This is a genomic window from Stenotrophomonas sp. YJH_SMC_122 (genome assembly GCF_059369535.1).
Window position 1 is genome coordinate 463,836 of sequence record NZ_JCAFST010000001.1, and the last position, 20,974, is coordinate 484,809.

Annotated in this window: 15 protein-coding genes and 3 tRNA genes; 9 read left to right on the forward strand and 9 right to left on the reverse strand. The window is 67.5% G+C overall.

The annotated features are described in order from the left end of the window. Positions 1–6 precede the first annotated feature (6 nt). Together emrA and emrB are read left to right on the forward strand one after the other, a co-directional pair. Positions 7–1,188: a multidrug efflux MFS transporter periplasmic adaptor subunit EmrA gene (gene emrA / locus AC5P66_RS02140; protein ID WP_049438442.1), complete on the forward strand. Its 1,182-nt coding sequence runs from the start codon at positions 7–9 to the stop codon at positions 1,186–1,188. A gap of 7 nt (positions 1,189–1,195) precedes the next feature. Then, positions 1,196–2,782, forward strand: coding sequence for a multidrug efflux MFS transporter permease subunit EmrB (gene emrB, locus AC5P66_RS02145; protein ID WP_049438443.1), 1,587 nt, complete (start codon positions 1,196–1,198; stop codon positions 2,780–2,782). A gap of 111 nt (positions 2,783–2,893) precedes the next feature. Here emrB and AC5P66_RS02150 read toward each other — a convergent pair whose 3' ends face one another. From AC5P66_RS02150 to AC5P66_RS02160, 3 genes are all read right to left on the reverse strand, one after another. Beyond that, positions 2,894–3,061 (reverse strand): hypothetical protein, encoded by a 168-nt coding sequence (locus tag AC5P66_RS02150; RefSeq protein WP_239668827.1) that lies wholly within the window; start codon positions 3,059–3,061, stop codon positions 2,894–2,896. A 434-nt stretch (positions 3,062–3,495) separates the two neighbouring features. Then, positions 3,496–3,580: transfer RNA gene (locus AC5P66_RS02155), tRNA-Leu, on the reverse strand. 50 nt (positions 3,581–3,630) lie between these two features. Beyond that, entirely contained in the window at positions 3,631–4,530 is a 900-nt protein-coding gene (locus tag AC5P66_RS02160; protein ID WP_099495057.1) for a LysR family transcriptional regulator, read from the reverse strand. A 99-nt stretch (positions 4,531–4,629) separates the two neighbouring features. Here AC5P66_RS02160 and AC5P66_RS02165 point away from each other — a divergent pair, with 99 nt between their 5' ends. After that, positions 4,630–5,376 carry a sulfite exporter TauE/SafE family protein gene (locus tag AC5P66_RS02165; RefSeq protein WP_099495056.1) on the forward strand — a complete coding sequence of 249 codons (747 nt, stop codon included), beginning with the start codon at positions 4,630–4,632 and terminating at the stop codon, positions 5,374–5,376. Between the two features lie 139 nt (positions 5,377–5,515). Here AC5P66_RS02165 and AC5P66_RS02170 read toward each other — a convergent pair. Together AC5P66_RS02170 and AC5P66_RS02175 are read right to left on the reverse strand one after the other, a co-directional pair. Further along, a tRNA-Leu gene (locus AC5P66_RS02170) sits at positions 5,516–5,600 on the reverse strand. A gap of 157 nt (positions 5,601–5,757) precedes the next feature. After that, positions 5,758–5,842: transfer RNA gene (locus tag AC5P66_RS02175), tRNA-Leu, on the reverse strand. A gap of 128 nt (positions 5,843–5,970) precedes the next feature. On the opposite strand from AC5P66_RS02175, the gene rnr reads away from it, so the two are divergent. From rnr to rlmB, 3 genes are all read left to right on the forward strand, one after another. Beyond that, positions 5,971–8,436, forward strand: a complete 2,466-nt coding sequence (rnr, locus tag AC5P66_RS02180; protein ID WP_099495055.1) for a ribonuclease R — start codon at positions 5,971–5,973, stop codon at positions 8,434–8,436. A 94-nt stretch (positions 8,437–8,530) separates the two neighbouring features. Beyond that, a complete protein-coding gene (locus AC5P66_RS02185) occupies positions 8,531–9,013 on the forward strand; it encodes a GFA family protein (protein ID WP_049411297.1) in 483 nt (160 codons plus the stop codon). Positions 9,014–9,107: 94 nt separating this feature from the next. After that, positions 9,108–9,851 carry a 23S rRNA (guanosine(2251)-2'-O)-methyltransferase RlmB gene (rlmB, locus tag AC5P66_RS02190; RefSeq protein ID WP_005408775.1) on the forward strand — a complete coding sequence of 248 codons (744 nt, stop codon included), beginning with the start codon at positions 9,108–9,110 and terminating at the stop codon, positions 9,849–9,851. A gap of 82 nt (positions 9,852–9,933) precedes the next feature. On the opposite strand, the gene AC5P66_RS02195 is transcribed toward rlmB, so the two are convergent. From AC5P66_RS02195 to AC5P66_RS02205, 3 genes are read right to left on the reverse strand one after another with little or no spacing between them, the layout of a single operon-like run. Beyond that, the gene (locus AC5P66_RS02195; RefSeq protein ID WP_099495054.1) at positions 9,934–11,373 is read right to left on the reverse strand and encodes an efflux transporter outer membrane subunit; all 1,440 of its coding nucleotides are present in this window, start codon (positions 11,371–11,373) and stop codon (positions 9,934–9,936) included. After that, positions 11,370–13,328 (reverse strand): MacB family efflux pump subunit, encoded by a 1,959-nt coding sequence (locus tag AC5P66_RS02200; protein ID WP_049411292.1) that lies wholly within the window; start codon positions 13,326–13,328, stop codon positions 11,370–11,372. The genes AC5P66_RS02195 and AC5P66_RS02200 overlap by 4 nt, the downstream gene beginning before the upstream one ends. Continuing rightward, positions 13,325–14,566: an efflux RND transporter periplasmic adaptor subunit gene (locus AC5P66_RS02205; RefSeq protein WP_049411289.1), complete on the reverse strand. Its 1,242-nt coding sequence runs from the start codon at positions 14,564–14,566 to the stop codon at positions 13,325–13,327. The genes AC5P66_RS02200 and AC5P66_RS02205 overlap by 4 nt, the downstream gene beginning before the upstream one ends. A 204-nt stretch (positions 14,567–14,770) precedes the next feature. Between AC5P66_RS02205 and AC5P66_RS02210 the strand changes: the two genes are divergently transcribed. From AC5P66_RS02210 to AC5P66_RS02220, 3 genes are all read left to right on the forward strand, one after another. Beyond that, on the forward strand, positions 14,771–15,499 hold the full coding sequence (locus tag AC5P66_RS02210) for a response regulator (protein ID WP_005415886.1): 729 nt from the start codon (positions 14,771–14,773) through the stop codon (positions 15,497–15,499). A 6-nt stretch (positions 15,500–15,505) separates the two neighbouring features. Further along, a complete protein-coding gene (locus tag AC5P66_RS02215; protein WP_049411285.1) occupies positions 15,506–16,915 on the forward strand; it encodes an ATP-binding protein in 1,410 nt (469 codons plus the stop codon). A 176-nt stretch (positions 16,916–17,091) separates the two neighbouring features. Further along, positions 17,092–20,118 carry a ligand-binding sensor domain-containing diguanylate cyclase gene (locus AC5P66_RS02220; RefSeq protein ID WP_099495053.1) on the forward strand — a complete coding sequence of 1,009 codons (3,027 nt, stop codon included), beginning with the start codon at positions 17,092–17,094 and terminating at the stop codon, positions 20,116–20,118. Between the two features lie 65 nt (positions 20,119–20,183). Here AC5P66_RS02220 and rnt read toward each other — a convergent pair whose 3' ends face one another. Beyond that, positions 20,184–20,834, reverse strand: coding sequence for a ribonuclease T (rnt, locus tag AC5P66_RS02225; protein ID WP_495216061.1), 651 nt, complete (start codon positions 20,832–20,834; stop codon positions 20,184–20,186). Positions 20,835–20,974: the final 140 nt, after the last annotated feature.

Sequence of the window (20,974 nt, forward strand, 5' to 3'; positions counted from 1 at the left end):
TCCGACATGAGCCAGACCCAAGACACCGCGGCCCCGGCCGCCCCCAACCGCCGCGGCAACCTGCTGCGCGGCCTGTTCGTGATCGTCGTGCTGCTGCTTGCCGCTTTGGCGCTGTGGTACTTCATGTTCGGCCGTTGGTTCGAAGAGACCGATGATGCCTACGTGCAGGGCAACCAGGTGCAGATCACCCCGCTGGTGGCCGGCACCGTGGTCGCCATCAATGCCGATGACGGCATGCGCGTGGAGCGCGGCCAGCTGCTGGTGCAGCTGGACCCGTCCGACACCGCGGTGGCGCTGCAGCAGGCCGAAGCCAACCTGGCCAGGACCGTGCGCCAGACCCGTGGCCTGTACCGCAGCGTGGAAGGCGCGCAGGCGGAACTGAACGCCCGGCAGGTGACCCTGAAGCGCGTGCGCGACGACTACGCCCGGCGCAAGGACCTGGCCGCCACCGGCGCCATCTCCAACGAAGAACTGGCCCACGCCCGTGACGAACTGGCTGCTGCCGAAGCCGCCGTGGCCGGTTCGCGCGAGACCGTCGAGCGCAACCGCGCGCTGGTCGACGACACCGTGATCGCCACCCAGCCGGACGTGCAGGCTGCCGCCGCACAGCTGCGTCAGGCCTTCCTCAACAACGCCCGCGCCGGCATCGTCGCGCCGGTCTCCGGCTACGTCGCCCGTCGTTCGGTGCAGGTCGGCCAGCGTGTGCAGCCGGGCAATGCCCTGATGGCCGTGGTGCCGACCGAGCAGATGTGGGTCGAGGCCAACTTCAAGGAAACCCAGCTGCGCCACATGCGCCTGGGCCAGGAAGTGGAGCTGAAGTCGGACCTGTACGCCGGCGACGTGAAGTACAAGGGTCGCATCCAGAGCCTGGGCCTGGGCACCGGCTCGGCGTTCTCGCTGCTGCCGGCGCAGAACGCCAGCGGCAACTGGATCAAGATCGTGCAGCGCGTGCCGGTGCGCATCGCCATCGATGCCAAGCAGCTGGCCGAACACCCGCTGCGCATCGGCCTGTCGATGAAGGCCGAAGTGAGCCTGCGCGACCAGAAGGGCGAAGTGCTGCCGAGCACCCCGGCCAAGGGCACGGTGTTCGACACCGACGTGTATGCCAAGCAGCTGCATGATGCCGACGAGGTGATCCACACGATCATCCAGGGCAACCTGCCGCAGCAGCAGGCGAAGGTGGGCTGAGGTCGCCATGTCCGCACAAGCTCCAGCCGCGCCCGGCGCTCCGGGCGCACCGGCGGCGCCGGCTGCGGCCTCCGGGTTCCTGCCGCCCAGCGTCGCCCTGTGCACCGTAGGCCTGGCGATGGCGTCGTTCATGCAGGTGCTCGACACCACCATCGCCAACGTCTCGCTGCCGACCATCGCCGGTAATCTCGGCGCCAGTTCGCAGCAGGCGACCTGGGTCATCACCTCGTTCGCGGTCAGCACGGCCATCGCGCTGCCGCTGACCGGCTGGCTCAGCCGCCGTTTCGGCGAACGCAAACTGTTCGTCTGGGCCACCCTGGCCTTCGTCATCACTTCGCTGTTGTGCGGCCTTGCGCAGAGCATGGGCATGCTGGTCGTGTCGCGTGCGCTGCAGGGTTTCGTGGCCGGCCCGATGTACCCGATCACGCAGTCGCTGCTGGTCTCGATCTACCCGCGCGAGAAGCGCGGGCAGGCATTGGCGCTGCTGGCGATGATCACGGTGGTGGCGCCGATCTGCGGCCCGATCCTCGGTGGCTGGATCACCGACAACTACAGCTGGGAATGGATCTTCCTGATCAACGTGCCACTGGGCATCTTCGCTGCGCTGGTGGTGGGCAACCAGCTGAAGGGACGCCCGGAGCAGATCGAGAAGCCGAAGATGGACTACGTCGGCCTGGTCACGCTGGTGATCGGTGTCGGCGCGCTGCAGCTGGTGCTCGACCTGGGCAACGACGAGGACTGGTTCTCGTCGATGAAGATCGTGGTACTGGCCTGCGTGGCGGTGGTGACGCTGACGGTGTTCCTGATCTGGGAACTGACCGACAAGGATCCGATCGTCGACCTGAAGCTGTTCCGGCACCGCAACTTCCGTGCCGGCACGCTGGCGATGGTGGTGGCCTATGCGGCGTTCTTCAGCGTGGCGCTGCTGATTCCGCAGTGGCTGCAGCGTGACATGGGCTATACCGCGATCTGGGCAGGCCTGGCGACCGCGCCGATCGGCATCCTGCCGGTCATCATGACGCCGTTCGTGGGCAAGTATGCGTCGCGCTTCGACATGCGGATGCTGGCCACCGTGGCCTTCATCGTGCTGTCGATGACCAGCTTCCTGCGCTCGAACTTCAACCTGCAGGTGGACTACATGCACGTGGCCGGCGTGCAGCTGATCATGGGCATTGGCGTGGCGCTGTTCTTCATGCCGGTGCTGCAGATCCTGCTGTCGGACCTGGATGGGCGCGAGATCGCGGCGGGCTCCGGCCTGGCGACGTTCCTGCGCACGCTGGGCGGCAGCTTCGCGGCCTCGCTGACGACGTGGCTGTGGGCGCGGCGTACCCAGGTGCACCATGCCGACCTGACCGAGCACATCTCGGCCTATCAGCCGGGAATGCAGGAGCAGGTCACCGCAATGGGGCAGGGCGACCTGCAACATGGCGCGGCGGTACTGAACAACATGATCAACCACCAGGCATCGCAGATGGGTTTCAACGACATCTTCTTCCTGCTGGGCTGGATCTTCCTGGCGATCATCACCTTCCTGTGGCTGGCCAAGCCGCCGTTCGGTGCGGGTGCCGGTGCGGCCGCCGGCGGCGGACACTGAAACTCCCTGGAAACACCGTGCTGTATTTTGACCCCGCCGCCAGGCGGGGTCCTTGCTTGTGCTGCGCAGATCGCACGGACCGTGTCATCGGAGTAGTGCAACGATGCAGGTTCAACGCGTGCGATAGACGCGCTTGAACACCACCCGATCACGGAACAATCGGGAAATGGCCCACATTCCCGCCACCAGAACGGCCGCGCCTGTGAGCCAGCCGGCAGTGGCCTGCAATTGGCTGCCGACCAGTGTGCCGCAGACAATGGCGGCGACAAAGACGAACATGACCGCCTCCCTGGATGCACCGTAGTGGACCTCGGCCTGGCATCCCACGCATACGGTTACGCCATGGTTCGAGCCGGTATGGCAGTGAGGGCAGATGATGCCGCGCTGCATTGGTGCGTCCTTTTGGGGAGAGGAGGGGCGCTGGTCAGGTCGTGGCGATACACCTGCAACCGGCTCCCGCAAATCTGCCTCCACCGAAAAGGAATCGGGTGGATATCTACCAGGAAAAGTACGAATTGAACGGCCAACGTGAAATGGGGCCCAAAAGCGGGCCGTCCAGGGGAGGGGGCCGACGCACGGGGACGCGGTATGCGCCAGTAGGCGATTCCCAGATGGTGCGAGATACGACAGTTCGATCGGTAGGTGCGACGCCACGTTCGCCAAACCCCGAAAACGAAAAAACCCGCTTTCGCGGGTTTGATCATCTTGAGTCGTGGTGCCCAGGAGAGGACTCGAACCTCCACGGTTTTACCCGCTAGTACCTGAAACTAGTGCGTCTACCAATTCCGCCACCTGGGCGACTCAGGAGATGAATTGTGCGGTACGGCAGAGAGTGTGTCAACAACATTTCACACTTTTTTCTGCGGTTGCACGCCCAGGTGGTGCAGCAGGCTGCGCATCGCCGGTGACAGCTGCGCCCACCCGGCGAAACAGGCGCACAGGCGGCGCTGTGCCCACCCATCGGCAAGCGGCACCGCAACGGTATGCGTACTGCGTCGATGCTGGCGCGCGATGCTCCGCGGCACGATGCCGACACCGATGCCGTGGCCGACCATGATGCAGACACCCTCGAAGGTCTTCATGCGGATGCGCACATCCAGGCGGCGCCCGATGTCGCGGGCCTGGTCTTCGATGTAGATCTGAAGCGCATTGCCATCGGCGAGGGCAACGAAGGTCTCGCCTGCGGCATCGGCGAAGGTCACGCTGCGCAGTGATGCAAACCGGTGATCGGCGGGAAGCAGCATCACCAGCGGATCTTCGGCGACCACATGCTGCTGAAGGCCGGCAGCGTCGACCGCATCACTGATGATGCCGGCCTCGGCCTGGCCAGCGATGATCGCGCGCACGACTTCGGGGCTGGTGCGCTCCAGCAGTTCCACGTGCAGGCGCGGGCGTTCGGCCAGCCACGGTGCCAGCCGCGGGGGCAGATAGTTGGTCAGCGCAGCGGTGTTGGCATACAGGTGCAGGGTGCCGCGCGCGCCCTGTGCGAATGCCTGCAGCTCGCCGCGCAGCTGCGCCTGCTGCTGCACGATCAGTCGTGCATGGTGGGCGAGGGCGGCGCCGGCTTCAGTCAGGCTGACGCCACGCGGGTGACGGTTCAACAACGCGGTGCCGGCGTCGGCTTCGATCGTGCGCAGGCGTTCGCTGGCTGAAGCCAGTGCCAGGTTCGCCTGCGCTGCGCCGGCCGTGATGCTGCCCGCCTCGGCAATCGCCAGGAACAGGCGCAGGTCGGCGATATCCATCCGCATGTGATGCCCTCATCGCAACGCCTGTGCCTTCGGATCAGCCGAAGGCGAGGCCGGGAAGACCGCATTGTGCGCCGAGTCGCCGGTCGATCCAATGAAGGCATGAATGAACCGATGTACTTCTATGTGCTGCTGGTGGTGGTGTTCGTGCTGGCCGGCGTGGTCAAGGGCGTGACCGGCATGGGGTTGCCGACGGTGGCGATGGGCCTGCTGGGCAGTACGCTGTCGCCGGTGTCGGCGGCGTCGATGCTGTTCATTCCCACCTTTGTCACCAATGCGTGGCAGCTGCTGTCCGGGCCGTCACTGGGCCCCATCGTGCGGCGGTTGTGGCCGATGATGCTGGCCGTGGTGGTGGTGACGCTGGGGTCGGCAGCGTTGCTGGTGCGGGTCGATCGCACCTGGTCGCGCGTGGCTTTGGGCGTGGCGCTGGTGGTCTACGCGGCCTATGCGCTGCTCGCGCCGGTGTTCCGCGTACCGCAGCGGCGCGAACGTTGGCTGGGGCCGCTGGTGGGGGCGTTGTCGGGCGTGGTGACTGGCGCCACCGGCGTGTTCGTGATGCCGGCCGTGCCGTACCTGCAGTCGCTGGGGTTGCAGCGCGAAGAGTTGGTGCAGGCGCTCGGGTTGGCGTTCACCGTGTCGACGATTTCGCTGACCACCGGCCTGGTGCTGCACGGTGCGTTCGGCATCCAGCAGCTGGGGCTGAGTGCACTGGCGGTGCTGCCGGCGCTGCTGGGCATGTGGTTGGGGCAGGTGATCCGGCAGCGGATCAGTGCGCGGGTGTTCCGCGCCTGTTTCCTTGGGTTCCTGCTGCTGCTTGGGCTGGAACTGGTGCTGCGGCCGCTGGTCTGACGGCGTTCGCGGTCGCCTTTTGCAGACCCGAGCCATGCTCGATTGATCATCACAGGGGTCGAGCATGGCGCGACTCTGCAAAGGCCCGAATTGCGGGCATGAAAAAACCCGCTTTCGCGGGTTTTTCTCATTCTCGACGTGGTGCCCAGGAGAGGACTCGAACCTCCACGGTTTTACCCGCTAGTACCTGAAACTAGTGCGTCTACCAATTCCGCCACCTGGGCGTCGAGGAGCGAAATTATGGGGTGTTGTTACGGAGGTGTCAACACCTTGGTGAAGACATTCCGAACAGCGCCTCGCGGTGTCCTGCTCAAGGAAGGGGCGTTCCCGCGCTGGATCGCAGGCAAAAAAAATCCCCGCCGAAGCGAGGAGTTTTTTCGTTGGTGCCCAGGAGAGGACTCGAACCTCCACGGTTTTACCCGCTAGTACCTGAAACTAGTGCGTCTACCAATTCCGCCACCTGGGCGTTCCAGAGGCGCAATTGTGAAGATGAATCCGGGGACTGTCAATGACTTCCTGAAATTATTTCATCCAACGCCTCCAGGGCGGGCGCTGACCCGTTCTGCACGCCATCAACGGCTACCATGTAGGGCGATGACTACCAAAAAACCAAGCAAGGGCGGGAGCAAGTCCCGCAGCCAGGCCCCGAACAAGGGCCCGAAGGCGGGCGCAGCCCGCACCGCCAAGCCGGGCAAGCCGCTGCCAGGCTGGTTCCCCGAATTGAATGAAGGCGGAACACCGCCGCGCGGCCGCAAGGTCCGCAGCGCTGATGCGGCTGCACCCGGCCCGGCCCCGGGCCGCAAGCTGCCGCCGACCGGCAAGGTGATCGACGATCCCTATGCCGCCCGCGAAGCCGAGAAATACGAACAACCCATCGCCAGCCGCGAGGCCATCCTGACCCTGCTGGAGCGTTGCGAAGGCCCGCAGACGGCCGAGGAGCTGGGCGCGCGCCTGGGGCTGACCGCACCGGACCGGGCCGAGGCGCTGGCGCGCCGGCTCGGTGCCATGGTCCGTGATGGCCAGCTGGTGCAGAACCGCCGTGGCGGTTTCGCTCCGATCCAGACCCTGAACCTGGTCACCGGCGTGGTGATCGCCAACCCGGAAGGGTTCGGCTTCCTGCGCCCGGTCGAAGGGGGCGACGATCTGTTCCTGCCGCCGTACGAGATGCGCAAGGTGATGCACGGCGACAAGGTGCTCGCCCGCGTGACCGGCATCGATCACCGGGGCCGTCGCGAAGGCAGCATTGCGCGCGTGCTCGAACGCGGCATGACCCGCCTGATCGGCCGCTTCAGCATTGAGATGGGCATCAACTACGTGGTGCCCGATGACAAGCGCGTGCAGCGCAACGTGCAGGTACCGCCGGACCAGACCGGTGGCGCGCGCGACGGCCAGCTGGTGGTCTGCGAACTGACCCAGGCCCCGGACAGCCGCCGCCCGCCGATCGGCCGCATCATTGCAGTGCTGGGCGACAAGCTGACCGCCTCGCTGGTGGTGGAGACCGCCATCCACGGTCACGAGCTGCCGTTCGAGTTCCCGCAGGAAGTGCTGGATGAAGCGGCCTCGGTGCCGCTGGTGGTCGAACCGGCGATGATCGGCGACCGCGTCGATCTGCGCAGCACGCCGCTGGTCACCATCGATGGCGAGGATGCCAAGGACTTCGACGACGCGGTGTACTGCGAGCCGAATGCCGACGGTTTCCGCCTGGTGGTGGCCATTGCCGATGTTTCGAACTACGTGCGCCCCGGCACGCCGCTGGACGAGGAAGCGCAGAAGCGTGCGACTTCGGTCTACTTCCCCGGCTTCGTGGTGCCGATGCTGCCGGAAACCCTGTCCAACGGCATCTGCTCGCTGATGCCGAAGGTCGACCGTATGTGCTTCGTCTGCGACATGCAGATCGACCGCGACGGCTTGGTCACGCATTCGCGTTTCTACGAGGCGGTGATGAACTCGCACGCGCGCCTGACCTACACCCAGGTGTGGAAGGCGGTGGGCGAGGACGATGCCGATACCAAGGCCTGGATGGGCAGCCTGCTGCCGCAGGTGCAGCGACTGCACCAGCTGTACAAGGTGCTGTCCAAGGCACGTGCCAAGCGTGGCGCCATCGAGTTTGAAAGCAGCGAGGTACGCTTCGTGCTGGACAACCGTGGTGAAGTCACCCAGGCCGGCATGCTGGTGCGCAACGACGCGCACAAGCTGATCGAGGAATGCATGATCGCGGCCAACGTCGAGGCGGCCAGGTACCTGCTGTCGCGCCACGTGCCGGCGCCATACCGCATCCACGAGAAGCCGCCGGAAACCAAGTACGCCGACCTGCTGGAATTCCTCAAGGAGTTCAAGCTGAGCCTGCCGCCGTGGTCGAAGGTGCGCCCGGGTGACTACACCAAGCTGCTGAAGAAGATCCGCGACCGCCCCGATGCGACGCTGCTGGAGTCGGTGTTGCTGCGCAGCCAGAGCCTGGCAATCTACAGCCCGGAGAACCACGGCCACTTCGGCCTGGCGCTGGAGGCCTACGCGCACTTCACCTCGCCGATCCGTCGCTATCCCGACCTGCTGGTACACCGCGCGATCAAGCATGCGCTGTCCGGCAAGCCGCTGGACAAGTTCACCTACAACGCCCGCGAGATGGCCGCGCTGGCGCTGCAGTGTTCCGAGCGTGAGCGCCGTGCCGACGAGGCCGAGCGCGAGGTCGACGAGCGTTACCGCGCGGCGTGGATGGAAAAACACGTGGGTGGCCAGTTCGACGGCGTGATCAGCGGCGTGACCAGCTTCGGCCTGTTCGTCGAGCTGGATGAGTCGAAGGTGCAGGGTCTGGTCCACGTGACCCAGCTGCCGCAGGACTATTACAAGTTCGACGCAACCCGCAAGACGTTGACCGGCGAGCGCCGCGGCGGCAGCTACCGGTTGGGCGACCGCGTGCGCATCCTGGTGCTGAAGGCCAGCATGGAAGAGCGCAAGATCGACTTCCGCCTGGTCGAGCACAAGGGTGAGGACGAGGGCGATGGCCTGCCGCCGCTGCCTGAGCGGGGCAAGCCGGCCAAGCGGAAGAAAGAGAAATATTGATGACCGTGGTAGTGCCGGCCGCTGGCCGGCATCCATGGCACCCTCGGCACCGACGGGTTGCCGGCCAGCGGCCGGCACCACCAGGAGACATCGCATGCAAGGCCAACCCGAATACAGCGGCGGCTGCCAGTGCGGCGCAATCCGCTTCCAGGCCCGTGGCGAGCTGACCCACAGCTCGATCTGCCACTGCCGCATGTGCCAGAAGGCCTTTGGTGCCTTCTACGCGCCCTTGGTGTCCGTACGCGGTGTGCAGTTCAACTGGACCCGGGGCCAGCCGCGCTATTTCCAGTCCTCCAACGTGGTGCGGCGCGGGTTCTGCGCCGACTGCGGCACGCCGTTGACCTACGAAGCGCCCGATGGCGTGGCGGTGGCTGCCGGCGCGTTTGACCAACCCGAACGCCTGCCGCCGACGATCCAGTACGGGGTCGAGCGCAAGCTGCCCTTCGTCGACAGCCTGGCCAGCCTGCCGGCCCGACGTACCGAGGAGGACATCGCGGCGCTGGATTTCCTGGCCACGATCGTGTCCCACCAGCACCCCGACCACGACACCCCGCACTGGCCGCCCCGCAGCCGTTGAGGTTTGTGTAGAGCCGAGTCCATGCTCGGCTGCCTTGAAGCGCGGCCGCCGCCGATGCTCTACCATAGCCACCCCCTTTCCGGTCCCCGCCCGCATGAGCAAGAACAGCCAGTGGATTGTCGGCGTCAACGCCGTCGCCTCCTCCATCGAGAACGACGCCGAGAACGTCCGCGAAGTGCTGGTCGAGGCCGGTGCGAAGAACCCGCGCCTGACCGAGATCGAGGAAAACGCGCGCCGCAAGGGCATCGACGTGCGCAAGGTGAACAGCCAGGCGCTGGACGGCGTCGGCGGTTCGGTGCGACACCAGGGCGTGGCCGCGCGCTATGCCGCCGCCCGCACCTACAGCGAGAACGAGCTGGAAGGCCTGGTCACTGCGGCCGAGGGCAAGGCCCTGCTGCTGGTGCTGGACGAGGTGCAGGACCCGCACAACCTGGGCGCCTGCCTGCGCTCGGCCGCTGCGGCCGGTGCAACCGCAGTGATCATCCCCAAGGACAAGTCGGCCACGGTCAACGCCACCGTGCGCAAGACCTCGGCCGGTGCCGCTGATCTGATCCCGGTGGTGGCGGTAACCAACCTGTCGCGCTGCCTGAAGGACCTGCAGAAGCAGGGCGTGTGGATCTACGGCCTGGCCGGTGAGGCCACCGCCTCGCTGTACCAGCTGGACCTGAAGGGCAACATCGCGCTGGTGCTGGGCGGCGAAGCCGACGGCCTGCGCCGCCTGACCCGCGAGAACTGCGATGGCCTGGTCAAGATCCCGATGCCGGGTGAGATCGAGAGCCTGAATGTCTCCGTCGCCGCCGGCGTCAGCCTGTTCGAGGCCGTGCGCCAGCGCGGTTGATCTGTAGAGCCGAGCCCACGCTCGGCTATCGCATACCCGATCAGGAAAGCAGCCGAGCATGGGCTCGGCTCTACAGAAGCCGCTATCCCGCGCTGCCACCCAGTGCCTTGAACAGGGTCACGTCGTTGTTCAGCTGGCCCTGGCGCACGCGCGCCAGCGACAGCTCGGCATCACGCCGGGTCTGCTGCGCTTCCAGCCAGGTGCGCAGATCGGTGGCGCCCACGCGGTAGCGCACTTCCTGCGCGCGCTCCACTTCCACCGCTTCCTCGTACGAAGCCTGCGAGGCAGCGACCTGGCGCGCCAGCTGCTCGCGCGCGGACAGTGCGTTGTCCACTTCCGAGAGCGCGGTGTACAGCGTCTTGCGGAAATTGGTCGCGGCGATCTGATAGCTGGTGCCGGCGATATCGGTATCCAGCTGCGCGCGCTGCAGGTTGAGGAACGGCAGTGACAGGCCCGCGCCCAGCGTGGCCACCGGATTGCGCAGTACATCGCCCAGCGAGGTCGCACTGGAACCGAGGCTGCCGGTCAGGCTCAGCGCCGGGTAGTACTGGGTGGCGGTGACCTTGATGGTCTTCAGGCTGTTGCGCAGGCGGAGTTCTGCCGCACGCAGGTCGGGGCGGCGGCCGAGCAGATCGGCTGGCAGCCCCTCGACAATGCGCGGGCTGCGTGCGCCCAGCAGGTCCTGCGGTTCGTCCTGTTGTGGCCAGGGTGTGCCGTCCAGCAGCACGGTCAGTGCGTTGCGCACCTCCACCCGCTGCTGTTCCAGCGCGCTCTGCGAGGAGCGCTGCGATTGCAGGTTCTGCAGCGCCTGGCGTACTTCCAGGCGCGATACCGCACCGGCGTCGAAGCGGGCCTGCACCAGTTCGCGGGTGCGCTCCAGCCGCTCCAGATTGGCCTGGCCGGTGGCGATCGACTGGTTCAGGTAGGCCAGGTTCCAGTACTGGGTGATGGTGTCGCTGATCACCAGCAGGGCGGTATTCTGCCGGTCTTCCTCGCTGGCTTCGGCTTCCCAGCGGGCGATGTCGCGCTGGGTGCGCAGGCGTCCCCACAGATCGACCTCCCAGCCCAGCGAAACGCCGGTGGAATAGCTGCGGCGCCAGTCGTCGGCCTGGTCGGTGGCGCGGCTGGCATTGCCGCTGACGCCCGATGACGAAGGCTGCGGCCACAGCGCGTTGCTGGCCAGGCCGGCCTGCAGGCGTGAACGCTGCACGGCCAGGCCGGCGGCGGCCAGGTCGCTGTTGGCGGCCAGCGCCTGCGCCACCAGGCGGTCCAGGCGTTCGTCGCCGAAGCCGGTCCACCAGGTGTCCTGGCGGATGTCGTGGCCCGGTGTGTCCAGGCTGCTGCGCGGGTCGTCGGCCGGTGCGTTGAGGGTGGCATCGCCACGCCCATACTGGGCCGGCACGTCGGGATCGGCCACCGGATAACGGCCGACCGAGGCGCAGCCAGACAGGGCGAGCAGAACGGCACCCGCCAGCAGCCGGCGCGAGGGGGCAGGGAAGGGCAGTCGGATCATCATCTTCATTCGCGGGCCAGGGCCTCTACCGGGTCGAGCTGCGCGGCGTTGCGCGCGGGCAGGAAGCCGAACGCCACGCCGATCAGGGTCGAGCAGGCGAAGGCGGCAACGATCGAGGCGGTGGAGAACAGCACCTGGAAGTCGCTGGCGAAGCGGCCGATCATCGAGCCCAGCAGCAGGGCCAGGCCGATGCCGAGCACGCCACCGAGCAGGCACACCAGCACCGCTTCGATCAGGAACTGCTGGCGGATATCACTTTGTCGTGCACCGACGGCCATGCGTACCCCGATCTCTCGGGTGCGCTCGGTCACCGACACCAGCATGATGTTCATCACGCCGATGCCGCCGACCAGCAGCGCGATGGCGGCGATGGCACCGATCAGCAGGGTCATCGTGCGCGTGGTCTGCTCGATGGTGTCGCGGATCTCGGCGCTGTTGCTGAGGAAGAAATCCTCGGTGCCGTGGCGCATCGTCAGCAGGCGGGTGATCGCTTCCTGAGCGGCATCCATCGGTGTGTTGTCGTCCACGCGCACGGTGATGCTGGAGACATGGCTCTGGCCGAGCATGCGCGACATCACCGTGGTGTAGGGCACCCACACGCTGAGGCTGGTGCTGCCACCGAAGCCGAAACTCTGGCGCTTGGCCACGCCGACCACGCGTGCCGGCACGTTGCCGAGCAGGATCACCTGCCCGACCGGGTCGACATCAGGGAAGAACTGGGTCTGGGTGTTCTCGTCGATCACCGCCACCTGGCCCAGGCCCTTGACCGCATCGGCATCGAAGAAGCTGCCACTGAGCAGAGTCACGCCCTTGACCCGGAAGAACTGCTCGCCGACGCCGCTGACCTGCGCAGTGGAAGACTGGTTGCGGTAGCGCGCAGTGACCGAGGTCGACACGCTGGGGGTGGCGCTGTCCACGTAACTCTGCTTCGCCAGTGCGTCGGCATCGCTGGCCTTGAGCGTCTGCACCCGCGCCGAGCGCATGTCGCCGAAACCGCGGCCGGGGTAGACGTCGATGGTATTGGTGCCGAGCGCGCTGATGTTCTGCAGGATCTGCTGCTGCGAGCCGTTGCCCAGGGCCACCACCGAGACCACTGAGGCGATGCCGATGATGATGCCGAGCATGGTCAGGAAGGTGCGCAGGCGATGGGCGTTCATCGCCAGCAGCGCCATGCGGAACGCTTCGGTGAAGCGGTCGCGGGCCGCCCGCCAGCTGTTGCCGTGGGCGACGCCGGTACTGGCTTCGCGCTGGGCGCGGTAGCTCGGCGCATCCGGATTGGCGCGGTCGGCGATGATCTCGCCATCGCGGATCTCGATGATGCGCTGTGCGTGCCGGGCCACGCTCATGTCGTGGGTGACGATGATGATGGTGTGGCCTTCGGCATGCAGTTCGCCGAGGATCGCCATCACTTCCTCACCGGATTTCGTATCGAGCGCGCCTGTCGGTTCGTCGGCCAGGATCACCTCGCCGCCGTTCATCAGGGCGCGTGCGATCGACACGCGCTGCTGCTGGCCACCGGAGAGCTGGCCTGGCTTGTGATGCATGCGGTCGCCCAGCCCCAGCCGCTGCAGCAGTTGCTCGGCACGCGCGTTGCGCACCGGGCCGGGACTGCCGGCATACACGGCCGGCACTTCCACATTGCCGCGCGCGTCGAGGTCGCCGAGCAGGTGGTAGCGCTGGAAGATGAAACCGAAATGTTCGCGGCGCAGTTCGGCCAGTTCGTCCGGCTCCATCTTTCCGGTTTCGCGGCCGGCCACCTGGTAGCTGCCCCGAGTGGGGCGGTCAAGGCAGCCGAGGATGTTCATCAGCGTTGACTTGCCCGAGCCGGACTGGCCGACGATGGCGACCATCTCGCCGGCGTGGATGTCGAGATGGACGTCGCGCAGCACGGCGATCACATCGTCGCCGGCCGGGAATTCACGTCGCAGGTCGCGCAGGCGCAGCAGCGGCGCCGTCGTGCTCATCGGCGCCCCATGCCCGGGCCGCCGACCCGCATCTGCATGCCGCCGCGGTTGCCGCCGCCGGCGCTGGCACCGGCCGCACCGGCTTCGCCGACCACCACGCGCTCGCCTTCCTTCAAGCCGGACAGGATCTCGGCCGAGGCGCCGTTGTTGATGCCCACGGTGACCTTGCGCGGCTGCGGCTGGCCCTTGTCGTCCAGCACCCGCACCATCCGCTCATCGCCACGGCGCTTCGGTCCCAGTGCCACCGCCGGCACCATCAGCACGCCCTTGGCCTGCTTGAGCAGTACCGAGACCTGCGCGGTCATGTCGATGCGCAGCGTGCCGTCCGGGTTTTCCACATCAAACAGCGCGTTGTAGTAGACCGCGCTGCTGGAGCTGGAGCTGGAGGAACTGCTGGAGCTGGACGAACTCTCGTTGGCGATCGAGGCCGGCGCCGGATTGATCTGGCGCAGCGTGGCGTGATACTTGCGGTCCGGGTCGCCCAGGGTGGTGAAGTACACCGGCATGCCGGGCTTGATCTTGACCACGTCGGCCTCGGAGATCTCGGCATTGACGGTGACCACGTCCAGCCGCGCCAGCATGACGATGGTCGGTGCGGTCTGGTTGGCGTTCACGGTACGGCCTTCCTCGGCCACCACCGCGACCACGGTGCCGTCCATCGGCGCGGTGATGCGGGTGTAGGCCAGGTTGGCGCGGGCGGTGCCCAGCTCGGTTTCGCGGCCCTTGATCTGCGCCTCGTAGGACTGCAGCTGGGCGCGGGCGGTCTTCAGCTGCGCCTCGGCGGCATCGTATTCCTGGCGTGAGGTGGCCTCGGCGGCCAGCATCTGCTGCTGGCGCGCAAACTCCAGTTCGGCCTGGCGCAGGGTGGCTTGCTGCACCGCGCGCTGGGCGGTGACCTGGTCCAGCGAGGCCTGCGCGTTGAGCACCTGGTTCTGCTGGGTGGTGGCATCGATCTCGGCGATCAGGTCGCCTTCCTTCACGGTGTCGCCCAGCTGTACCTTCAGCGACTTGATCTGGCCCGACGCCTGCGCGCCCACGCTGACCAGCTTGTAGGCGTCGATCACGCCGGTGGCATCCACCGTTTGTTCGATGTCACCGCGGCTGACCGGCGAGGTGGCCACCGCCGGGGCGGCGGGCTTGCGCAGCAGCCACCAGGCGGTCGCGGCGACGATCAGGGCGAGCAGGGCGATCAGCATCAGGCGACTCCGGCGGGTCGCTGGCAGCAGGCGGAACGTCACGTCGTGGCTTCACTCTCGAGGCCGCGAGGGCGGCGTTGGTGGGCATTGTGAAGACCGGGCGATGGATGGCTCAATCCTCGGGGCATGTCTGTATGTAACACTGTCGGTGAACAGGCGTAACCACAGGTATCCCGCCCACGGGTGGATACACTGGTACGCATTGCCCCGGATGCGGTTCAGCTGCCGACACGGGATGATCGCGACATGGAGACTGAAAACCCGATGCATCGACTGCTGATCGTCGACGACGACAACGACATCCGCACGCTGCTGGCCGAACAGCTCGGCCGCGCCGGCTACCAGGTGAGCACTGCGGCCGATGGCACCGCCATGCGCCAGCTGCTGGACCGCGAGCACGTGGACCTGATCGTGCTGGACCTCAACCTGCCGCGCGAGGATGGTCTGACCCTGTGCCGTGACCTGCGTGCGCGTTCGAACACGCCGGTGATCATGCTGACCGCGCGCGCCGAGCCGATCGACCGCGTGCTGGGCCTGGAAATGGGCGCCGACGACTACCTGGCCAAGCCGTTCGAGCCGCGCGAGCTGCTGGCGCGCATCCGCAACGTGCTGCGCCGGACCGAGGCGCTGCCGGCCAACCTGGAACCGCTGGCGGTACGCCGCGCGCGTTTCTCGCGCTGGGTATTCGACCTGGAGCATCGCCACCTGGTCGATCCGGATGGCCGCGTGGTGGTGCTGTCCGGCGCCGAGTTCCGCCTGTTGCGGGTGTTCATCGCCCATGCCAACAAGGTGCTGTCGCGCGAACAGCTGGTGGCGCTCAGCAGTGGCCGCAACTACGAGGCGCAGGACCGCGCGATCGACCTGCAGGTCAGCCGCCTGCGCAACAAGCTGGGCGACGATGGTGGCCCGGATGGACTGATCAAGACCGTGCGCAACGAAGGCTACGTGCTGGCCTCGTCGGTCAACCTGGAATAAACCGCGATGAAGCGCCTGCGCCATTTCCTGTCCTCGATGGTCGGGCGGTTGTTCGTGATCCTGCTGCTGGGCATGGCGGTGGCTGCGATCGGCGCGACCATGCTGGCCACCTCCAAGCGCCAGCAGGAGTTCGAGCGGCAGAACCTGAACCGCATCGCCGACCGCCTGCAGGGCTACGTCAACCTGCTGGACGGCAATCCGGAGCTGCGCGAGCGCCTGCTGGCGATCGGCGGGCCGAGCGTGCGCGCGCTGCAGCCGGGCGCACGCCTGGGGCGGGCCGACACGGCGCTGATGGAAGTACTGGAAGACCGCCCCGGGCCGGTGTCGCGCGCGCACGTGCACTTCGCTTCGTTCCGCTCCTGCATTCCCAAACTGCAGGAGCTGCTGCCGCCGCCGCCGCCGGGCCACCGGCGGCCGCCGCGCGAACGCGACCCCGCGTTCATCCCGCCCAAATGCCGTGCAGTGGACGTGACCCTCAACGACGGCACGCTGCTGAAGCTGGCGCTGGACTCGCCGGCGGTGGCGCACAACGGCATCCTCGCCGTGGATCCGTGGTTCCTGACCCTGCTGGTGCTGGCGATTGCCGTGCTGGCCTATATCGTCTCGCGCATGGCCAGCGCGCCGCTGCAGGAACTGGCCGCAGCCGCAGAAGACCTTGGCGATGACCTGCAGCGCGACCCGTTGCCACTGCGCGGGCCGCGCGAAGTGCAGCGTGCCGCCGAAGCCTTCAACGCCATGCAGCACCGCCTGCAGCGGCACCTGGCCGAACGCACGCAGATGCTGGCGGCGATCACCCACGACCTGCAGACGCCGCTGACACGGCTGCGCCTGCGCCTGGAGAATGTCAGCGACGAGGCCCTGCGTGAGCGCCTGATCGGCGACTTGGCGGCGATGCAGGCGCTGGTGCGCGAGGGCCTGGAACTGGCGCGCAGTGCCGAGAGTGCCGAGCAGCGCGCCGCACTGGACCTGGATTCGCTGCTGGAGAGCATTGTCGAGGACGCCGCCGAAGGCGGCGGTGATGTGGTCTTCGAAGGCGGCAGTGGTTCGGTGCTGATGTTGCGTCCGTTGGCGATGCACCGCCTGTTCTCCAACCTGGTGGACAACGCGGTGATGTACGCACAGCGGGCACGGGTGCGGGTTGAGCGCAGCGGCGGTGCGATTACCGTGGTGGTGGCCGATGACGGCCCGGGCCTGGCCGAGGAGCAGCTGGAGGCGGTGTTCGATCCGTTCGTGCGGGTGGAGACCTCGCGTTCGCGCCAGACCGGCGGAGCCGGCCTGGGCCTGACCATCGCGCGCGCCCTGGCCGAGAAGGACGGCGCCCGGCTGTGGCTGCGCAACCGGGCCGAGGGAGGGCTGGAAGCCGTGGTGCAGTGGCCGGCCAGCGCGCAGGTGGTGGCACCCGGCCGCGCCGGCTGAGCCGGGAGACTGCAAACGGTGACGCCGGGGCCGGGGTTTGGCCTATCATCTGCGCATCTCCCCAGTCTCGCCCCGATGAGCCAGCCCGTTCCCGCCGGCATGCCATTGCACGCTGCCCGGCTGTCCTCGCACGCAGCCGCGTCCTGCAGCCGCACCTGGCCGCCGCCGCTGCGGTGATGGGCGGGCAGGGGAACGAGAGGCACTGGGCGGAGTGCTGCGCATCAGGCGTCAGGCGGGTACTGCGGCAGGGCCTGTTGTGGTTGCTGCTGGCCCTCGCGCAGCCGTTGGCTGCGCAGGAGGGCGCGCCGCCGCTGCGCGACTACGCCATTGATGTATGGACCTCGCGCAATGGCCTGCCGCACAACTCGCTGCGCGACATTGCGCAGACACCGGAAGGCCATCTGTGGTTCGCCACCTGGGAAGGGCTGGTGCGCTACAACGGCCTGGATTTCACCGTGTTCGACCGCAGCACGCGCCCGGGCCTGCGCGACAACGGCATCGGCGCTCTGTTCGTCGACCGCCAGGGCGGACTGTGGATCAGCGATTCACGCGGCAACGTCAGCCAGCGTGGCAGTGATGGGCAATGGCGGGTCTGGGAGCACCAGGCCGATACGCCGCAGGTGCTGATCCAATCCATGCAGATGGACAGCCAGGGTCGGCTGTGGCTGCTGTACGAAGGCAAGGGTATCGGCTACCTGACGCCGGACAGCGGCATTGTCTACCAGGCGCCGGCGGCGGACCTGCCGATGGCGATGAGCTTCACCAGGCTGGTGGTCGATGCGCAGGACCGGGTCTGGGTCGGTACGCTGGACGGGCTGGTGCTGCGCGACAACGATGGCGTGCTCAAGCGCGCCCCCGCTGCGTGGGGGCTGGGTGCCGGCAGTGGCCTGTCGTGGCCCTACCGTGCGCCGGATGGCGCGTTGTGGATCGTCGCCGGTGAGCGCCTGTACCGGGTAGAGGACGACCAGCTGGTGCTGGTGCACCGCCTGCCGGGCCAGCTGCACATGACCTCGATGCTGCAGGACCGGCACGGTGACCTGTGGCTGGGCACCGAGAACCAGGGCCTGCTGCGCATCTCCGCACATGGCCTGGAGCGACTGCCGGCCGGCCTGAACCTTCCGGGTGGACGCGTGGTCAGCCTGCGCGAGGATGCCGAAGGCAGCATCTGGGTGGGCGCCAACGGCGGGCTCTATCGCCTGCGCGAAACTCTGTTCAGCAGCTACACCGAGCGCGATGGGCTCAGTGGCGACTACGTGCGCACGGTATTCGAGGATCGCGATCGCCAGCTGTGGGTCGGCAGCGCCAGCGGGCTTGACATGCGGACCGCGGACGGCCGTTTCCGGGCGATGCCGCTGCACAACCGCGGCGGCAAGGCACCTTCGGTGCTGAGCCTGGCACAGGGGCCGGACGGGGACCTGTGGGTCGGAACCTTCGGCGATGGTGTCTACCGGCTCGGCCGCGACGGCCACCTGCGCCACAACTACGCCGCAGCCGACGGCATGCCGGGTGGCAACATCCGTGCGATCAGCGTTGATCCGCAGGGCGTGGTCTGGGCCGGCACGCAGAAGGGCGTGGTGCGCATCGACGGCGACCGGGTGCAGGTCTCGAACGTGCCGGGCATGCCCGGCGGCCTGATCACCGCGCTGGAGCATGACCATCAGGGCAACCTGTGGATCGGCACCATCGAAGGTATCCGCGTGCTGCGCGGCGACCACGTGCAGTCGATCGACCTGGCGCCGCTGGGCGGTGGCCGCAGCGTGTTCGGCTTCCACCAGCTGGGCGACGCGATGTGGATCAGTAGTGATCGCGGCCTTTACCGCTGGCGCAACGGCAGGCTGGCGCGGGTGGGGCTCGAGCAGGGCATGCCGGTGGATGCGGTGTTCCAGCTGGTGCCGGATCGCCTTGGCAATGTGTGGATCAGCAGCAATCGCGGCGTGTTGCGCACCGATATGGCCACCCTCAACGCCGTGGCCGATGGCCGCACGCCGCGGGTGTGGGTGGAGCGCTACAACGAGATCGACGGCATGGCCAATGCACAGGCCAACGGCAGCTCCAGCCCATCGGCGATCCTGCGCCAGGACGGCACGTTCTGGGTGGTCACCGCGGGCGGCCTGAGCACGGTCGACCCGCAGCGCCTGCAGCGTTTCCGCGAGCGGCCATCGCCGCCGGCCGCGATCGAGAGCGTGCAGGTGGACGGCGCGCCGGTGCATTGGGAAGGGCCGGATCGCAACCATATTCCAGGGGGGCGCCGGTTGGCGGTGAGTTATGTCGGCCTGAGCTACCTGATGTCTGACCGGATCCGCTACCGCACGCGGCTGGACGGGCTGGATGCGGGCTGGGTCGAGCGCGGCCCGCAGCGCAGCGTTGAGTTCGTCGGACTGCCGCCGGGCGACTACACCCTGCATGTGGCGGCCGCCCATCCCGGCGGCAGCTGGGGCCAACAGGAGGCGGTGTGGAGCTTCACCGTGGAGCCGTTCTGGTGGCAGCGCCGCAGCGTGCAGGTGCTGGCGGGGATGCTGCTGCTGGCTGGACTGGTGGCGCTGTACCGGCTGCTGCTGCAGCAGCTGAAGGCCAGCAACCTGCGCCTGGCACGGCGGGTGGACGAAGCGACCTTCGACCTGCAGGCCAAGACGGTGCACCTGCAGGCGCTGAACCAGGAAAAGACCGAACTGGCCGAGCGCCTGGCGCGCCAGGCCGAAGCCTTCGAGCGGCAGGCCCGCGAGGATGCCCTGACCGGCCTGGCCAATCGCCGCGCCTTCGACGAAACGCTGGCGCGTGACTTCGCCCGGTCACAGCGCAGTGGTCATCCGCTGTGCCTGGTGGTGCTCGACATCGATCACTTCAAGGACGTCAACGACCGACACAGCCACAGCATCGGCGATGCCGTGCTGGTGCAGGTGGCGTCACTGATCGCAGCGGCGTGCCGCGACTCCGACCTGCCGGCGCGCACCGGCGGCGAAGAGTTCGCGCTGCTGCTCAACGACACCCGCCTGGAGGAAGCCGCACAGCTGTGCGCGCGCCTGCGTGGCCTGTTCCATGATCATCCCGATTGGGCCGGCGTGGCGGGCCTGCGTGTCACCTTCAGCGCGGGCCTGGTAGAGCTGGATGCCGACGACCGTACCCCGGCGCTGCTGTACCAGCGCGCCGACCGCGCGCTGTACCGCGCCAAGAGCGACGGCCGCGATCGCACGAGCATCGGTTGAGTTCATCCACGCCTGGCGTGGATCTGCTGCGCGGTGGGGTGGGTGCGGTTGCGTCGTTGGCTGCTTCAGCGCGGCCAGGCGTTGGCGATGGTGCAGAACAGCCGCGCGGTCTGCTCGGTGTCATACACCGCGCTGTGCGCCTCGTTGGCATCCCAGCCCTGGCCGGCGGCCGTCGCTGCACGCGCCAGCACGGTCTGCCCATAGGCGATACCGGCCAGGGTGACCGTGTCGAACACGCTGAACGGATGGAACGGGTTGCGCTTGTGGCCGGTGCGGGCCACGGCCGCGTTGACGAAGCCAAGATCGAAATGGGCGTTGTGGCCCACCAGGATCGCGCGCTGGCAGCCGTACTTCTTCATCGCCGCACGCACCGGAGTGAAGATGTGGTCCAACGCCGCTTTTTCTTCCTTGGCCAGCCGGAACGGGTGGTCGAGGATGATGCCGGTCACTTCCAGCGACTTCGGGTCGATTTCCAGGCCCTCGGCCGGGACCACGTGGGCACTGGCGGTCTGGCCAGGGTAGAGCAGGCCGTTCTCGTCCATCTCGATCGGCACCGCGGCGATTTCCAGCAGCGCATTGCGCTGGCTGTCGAAGCCGCCGGTTTCCACATCCACCACCACCGGCAGGAAGCCGCGGAAGCGTTGTGACATCGCGCGCTGCGCCTGGGGAACTGCGGAATCGGGAACGGCGGCAGGTGCGGGGGTGGGGTCAGTCATGCGTGAATTCTAGCAGAGCGACCCTGAGCGCCCGGCCAGCCTTCTGTGCATGGGTTCCCTGGGTGGGCGTGTGTCGACCCAGGTCGACACCTACCGGGCACCGCACGCCCAGGATTCCGGTAGGTGCCGACCTTGGTTGG

Excerpts from the sequence above, each read along its gene's own strand:
- emrA (WP_049438442.1), top strand. The coding sequence starts at position 7 with ATGAGCCAGACCCAAGACACCGCGGCCCCGGCCGCCCCCAACCGCCGC.
- emrB (WP_049438443.1), top strand. The coding sequence starts at position 1,196 with ATGTCCGCACAAGCTCCAGCCGCGCCCGGCGCTCCGGGCGCACCGGCG.
- AC5P66_RS02150 (WP_239668827.1), bottom strand. The coding sequence starts at position 3,061 with ATGTTCGTCTTTGTCGCCGCCATTGTCTGCGGCACACTGGTCGGCAGC.
- AC5P66_RS02160 (WP_099495057.1), bottom strand. The coding sequence starts at position 4,530 with ATGCGGATGGATATCGCCGACCTGCGCCTGTTCCTGGCGATTGCCGAG.
- AC5P66_RS02165 (WP_099495056.1), top strand. The coding sequence starts at position 4,630 with ATGAATGAACCGATGTACTTCTATGTGCTGCTGGTGGTGGTGTTCGTG.
- rnr (WP_099495055.1), top strand. The coding sequence starts at position 5,971 with ATGACTACCAAAAAACCAAGCAAGGGCGGGAGCAAGTCCCGCAGCCAG.
- AC5P66_RS02185 (WP_049411297.1), top strand. The coding sequence starts at position 8,531 with ATGCAAGGCCAACCCGAATACAGCGGCGGCTGCCAGTGCGGCGCAATC.
- rlmB (WP_005408775.1), top strand. The coding sequence starts at position 9,108 with ATGAGCAAGAACAGCCAGTGGATTGTCGGCGTCAACGCCGTCGCCTCC.
- AC5P66_RS02195 (WP_099495054.1), bottom strand. The coding sequence starts at position 11,373 with ATGAAGATGATGATCCGACTGCCCTTCCCTGCCCCCTCGCGCCGGCTG.
- AC5P66_RS02200 (WP_049411292.1), bottom strand. The coding sequence starts at position 13,328 with ATGAGCACGACGGCGCCGCTGCTGCGCCTGCGCGACCTGCGACGTGAA.
- AC5P66_RS02210 (WP_005415886.1), top strand. The coding sequence starts at position 14,771 with ATGGAGACTGAAAACCCGATGCATCGACTGCTGATCGTCGACGACGAC.
- AC5P66_RS02215 (WP_049411285.1), top strand. The coding sequence starts at position 15,506 with ATGAAGCGCCTGCGCCATTTCCTGTCCTCGATGGTCGGGCGGTTGTTC.
- AC5P66_RS02220 (WP_099495053.1), top strand. The coding sequence starts at position 17,092 with ATGGGCGGGCAGGGGAACGAGAGGCACTGGGCGGAGTGCTGCGCATCA.
- rnt (WP_495216061.1), bottom strand. The coding sequence starts at position 20,834 with ATGACTGACCCCACCCCCGCACCTGCCGCCGTTCCCGATTCCGCAGTT.